The organism is Streptomyces tibetensis, from assembly GCF_040647715.1.
Classification (GTDB): Bacteria; Actinomycetota; Actinomycetes; order Streptomycetales; family Streptomycetaceae; genus Streptomyces; species Streptomyces tibetensis_A.
Map to the genome: position 1 here is coordinate 1 of NZ_JBEZCR010000030.1, position 3,898 is coordinate 3,898.

Below are 3,898 nucleotides of genomic sequence, written 5' to 3' on the forward strand. Positions count from 1 at the left end.
GTGAGGGTGTGGGTGTCGGCGCCGGCGGTGTGCAGGGCGGCGGTGATGTCGGGGATCAGGGAGTCCCCGTCCTGACCGATCACCAGCCAACGGCCACTGAGACGACGCCGGGCGGCCCTCGTCGGCAGCGGCTGCCAGACGACCCGGTAGCGCAGCGCGTTCGTCTCGGCGGCGGTGCGGCACCGGTCGTGCCAGGCCGCCAGGTGCGGAAGGACCGCGCTCAGCGGCTCCTCGATGCCCGCTTCCTCGGCGCCCAACTGCACGGACGCGGCCTTGACGTCGCCGTCATGGATCGCTGCCCACAGGGCCTGGGACTGGACAGGCTCCTCGGCGTCGGTACGGTCCGTGGCCCGTTCCGTCGCCGGGGCCGGGCGCAGCCAGTAGCGGGTGTGCTGGAACGGGTACGTCGGCAGGTCCACGTGCCGCGCCCCGGCCCCCTCGTACGGCGCGGCCCAGTCGACGTGGGCCCCCTGGACGAAGGCCGTGGCCGCGGCACGCAGCACGGTCGCGCACTCCGGGCGGCCGCGGCGCAGCGCGGCGGCGAACGCCGTGCCGGTGTCGCCCGCCGCGCACTCGCGTGCCATTCCGGACAGCACGGCGTCGGGACCGATTTCGACGAAGGTCGCCGCCCCGGCCGCCCGCGCGGCGCGCACGGCGGCGGCGAACCGGACCGGTTCGCGTACCTGGCGGGTCCAGTACCCGGGGTCCATGAGCTCGGACGGGGCGGCGGGCCGTCCCGTCACCTCCGAGACGATCGGAAGCCTCGGGGTGCGGTAGGTGACGCTTTCGGCGACGGCGCGGAAGTCGGCGAGCATCGCGTCCATGTGCGGCGAGTGGAAGGCGTGGCTCACCGAGAGCCGCTTCGTGCGACGCCCCCGGGCGGCCAGTTCCCCGGCCGCCGACAGGACGGCCTGTTCGTCCCCCGAGAGCACGAGTGATTCGGGCCCGTTGAACGCGGCGACGACCGCCTTTCCGTCCGCGACCCACTCCAGCTCGGCCACCTCCTGCTCGGTGGCGCGCACCGCGACCATCGCACCGCCCTCGGGCAGCCGCTGCATCAGCCGCCCCCGCGCCGCGACCAGCCGGACGGCGTCCGCCGTCGAGAACACCCCGGCGGCGTACGCCGCGGCCAGGCCGCCGATCGAATGGCCCAGCAGGACGTCCGGCGTCAGCCCCCAGCTCTCGAAGAGCCGGAACAGGGCGGTCTCCACGGCGAACAGCGCGGGTTGCGCGTAAGCGGTCCGGTCCAGCAGGGCGGCGTCCGGCGTGCCGGGCTCCGCGAACATCACCCGTAGCAGCGGATGTTCGAGACAGGCGTCAAAACCACCCGCCACTTCGTCGAGGGCCTGCGCGAAGACGGGGAACGACGCGTACAACTGCCCTCCGGCACCGGCTCGTTGCGCGCCCTGGCCGGAGAAGAGGAACGCCACGTCACTTCCCCGGCGCGCGATGCCGGTCACGACGGCGTCCGACGGCCGCCCGCCCGCCAGGGCGAGGAGTGCGCCGTGCGCGGCTGCCGGATCACCCACCAGAGCGACCGCCCGGTGCTCCAGAACCGCCCTGGTCGTGGCGAGGGAGTACCCGGTGTCGAGGGCGTCCCCGCCCTGGTCGGCCAGCAGCCGCGCCTGGTCACGCAACGCGTCCTCGGAACGGGCCGACAGTACCCAGGGGAGGACGGGCAGGGTGCGGGTGCGTTCGGGTGCTTCGGCCGGGGCGGGTGGTTCTTCGAGTACGACGTGGGCGTTGGTGCCGCTGACGCCGAACGAGGAGACGCCGGCGCGGCGCGGCCGGTCGGGATCGGCGGGCCACGGCCGGGCGTCCGCGAGGAGTCGCAGAGAACCAGAAGCCCAGTCGACCTTGGTGGTGGGACGGTCGGCGTGCAGGGTGCGGGGCAGAGTGCCGTGGTGCATGGACTGCGCCATCTTGATGATTCCGGCGACGCCGGCGGCGGCCTGGGTGTGGCCGATGTTGGACTTCAACGACCCCAGCCAGACGGGTGTTTGACGCTTGGGGTGTCCGTAGGTGGCCAGTAGGGCGCCGGCTTCGATGGGGTCGCCGAGGGGGGTGCCGGTGCCGTGGGCCTCGACGGCGTCGATGTCGTCGGCGGAGAGGCCGGCGTCGGCCAGGGCCTCCCGGATGACCTTCTGCTGGGCGGGCCCGCTGGGGGCGGTCAGGCCGTTGCTGGCGCCGTCCTGGTTGACGGCGGTGCCGCGTACGACGGCCAGCACGCGGTGGCCGAGCCGCTCGGCGTCGGAGAGCCGCTCCACCAGCAGCATGCCGACGCCTTCGGCCCACGCGGTGCCGTCGGCGGTGTCGGCGAAGGATTTGCAGCGGCCGTCGGGTGCCAGCCCGCGCTGGCGGGAGAACTCCACGAACACCGTAGGGTCGGGCATGACCGCGACACCCCCGGCCAGAGCCACGTCGCACTCCCCGCGCCGCAGCGACTGCACCGCGAGGTGGAGGGCCACGAGGGACGACGAGCACGCCGTCTCCACGGTGATGGCCGGACCCTCCAGCCCGAGGACGTAGGCGATCCTGCCGGACAGCACCGCGTCGGCGTCACCGGTCAGCAGATAGCCCTCGGTGCCCTCGGGCGCTCGCGCCGGGTCGGAGGCGTAACCCGTGTGCGCCGCTCCGACGAACACGCCGGTCCGCCCGCCGCGCAGCGACTCCGGCACGACACCGGCGCGCTCCAGGGCCTCCCACGAGGTTTCGAGGAGCAGCCGCTGCTGGGGGTCCATCACCAGAGCCTCGTTCGGCGAGATCCCGAAGAACGCCGCGTCGAAGTCACCCGCGCCGGCGAGGAAACCGCCCTCGCGGCAGTAGGTGGTGCCGGGGCGGTACTCGGGCGAGTACACGGCGGCCTCGTCCCAGCCTCGGTCGGGGGGGAAGCGAGTGATCGCGTCGACGCCCTCGGCGGCCAGCTGCCACAGCCCCTCCGGGTCGCTCACTCCGCCCGGATAGCGGCACGCCATCCCCACGATCGCGATCGGCTCACGGGCGGCGGTGACGAGCTCCTGGTTGCGCCGTCGCAGCCGCTCGGTCTCCTTGACCGAGGTACGCAGCGCGTCGAGCACCTCGTCGATGGACGGTGACATCTTCGGTTTCCTTGTCATTGTCCGGCTCCGGTCTTCGCGAGCCGGATGAGTTCCGAGGGGCTGAGCGCGTCGATCTCATCGGCGTCGGCGGTGGGGCGAGGCTCTGGGACGGGTGCCGCGGCGCCAGGGCGGTCGGCCGGTCCCGTCGGCCCGGACGGGTCCGTCCGCTCGGCAAGCAGCATCGCGGCGAGACGGTCCACGGTGGGGTGGTCGAAGATGACGGTCGCGGGCAGGTCGAGCCCGGTCGTCTCGCGCAGCCTCGTACGCATCTTGACCGCGGCCAGCGAGTCGAAGCCGAGGTCCTTGAAGGCCACGTCGTGCCCGATGCGGTCGGTGCCGTCATGTCCCAGGACCTCGGCGGCGACGGAACGGACCAGTTCCACCAGGATCTTGTTCCGCTCACGCGGGGTCAGGGCGGCGTTCAGCCGCTCGGTCAATTCGCCGGACTTGTCGGCGACCGGGGCGGACGCGTGCAGATCGCGGATCTCGGGGATGTCGGAGATGAGCCGGCTGGGCCGGTAGGCGGTGTATCCCGCGGCGAAGCGCTTCCAGTCGACGTCGGCCACCGTGACGCAGGTGTCCCCCAGCGACAGTGCGCGTTCCAGGGCCTCGATGGCCGACTCGGGCCGCATCGGCGACAGTCCGCGCTTGGCGTAGTAGTCCACGACCTCGGGGGACTCGCCCATTCCGCCGCCTCCCCACAGTCCCCAGGCGATGGAGGTGGTGGGTTGGCCTTGGGTGTGGGTGTGTTGGGCGAGGGCGTCGAGGTGGGCGTTGGCGGCGGCGTAGAGGGATTGTCC

General features: G+C 73.0%; 2 protein-coding genes. Both read right to left on the bottom strand.

Features of this window, described 5'->3' with window-relative positions; translation table 11 throughout:
* The coding region (locus AB0B29_RS37645; protein WP_362247264.1) for a type I polyketide synthase at nt 1-3,098 on the bottom strand (3,098 nt) is incomplete at its 3' end.
* 14 nt (nt 3,099-3,112) lie between these two features.
* Nucleotides 3,113-3,898: beta-ketoacyl reductase (locus AB0B29_RS37650; RefSeq protein ID WP_362247266.1), on the bottom strand; the 786-nt coding region annotated here is incomplete at its 5' end.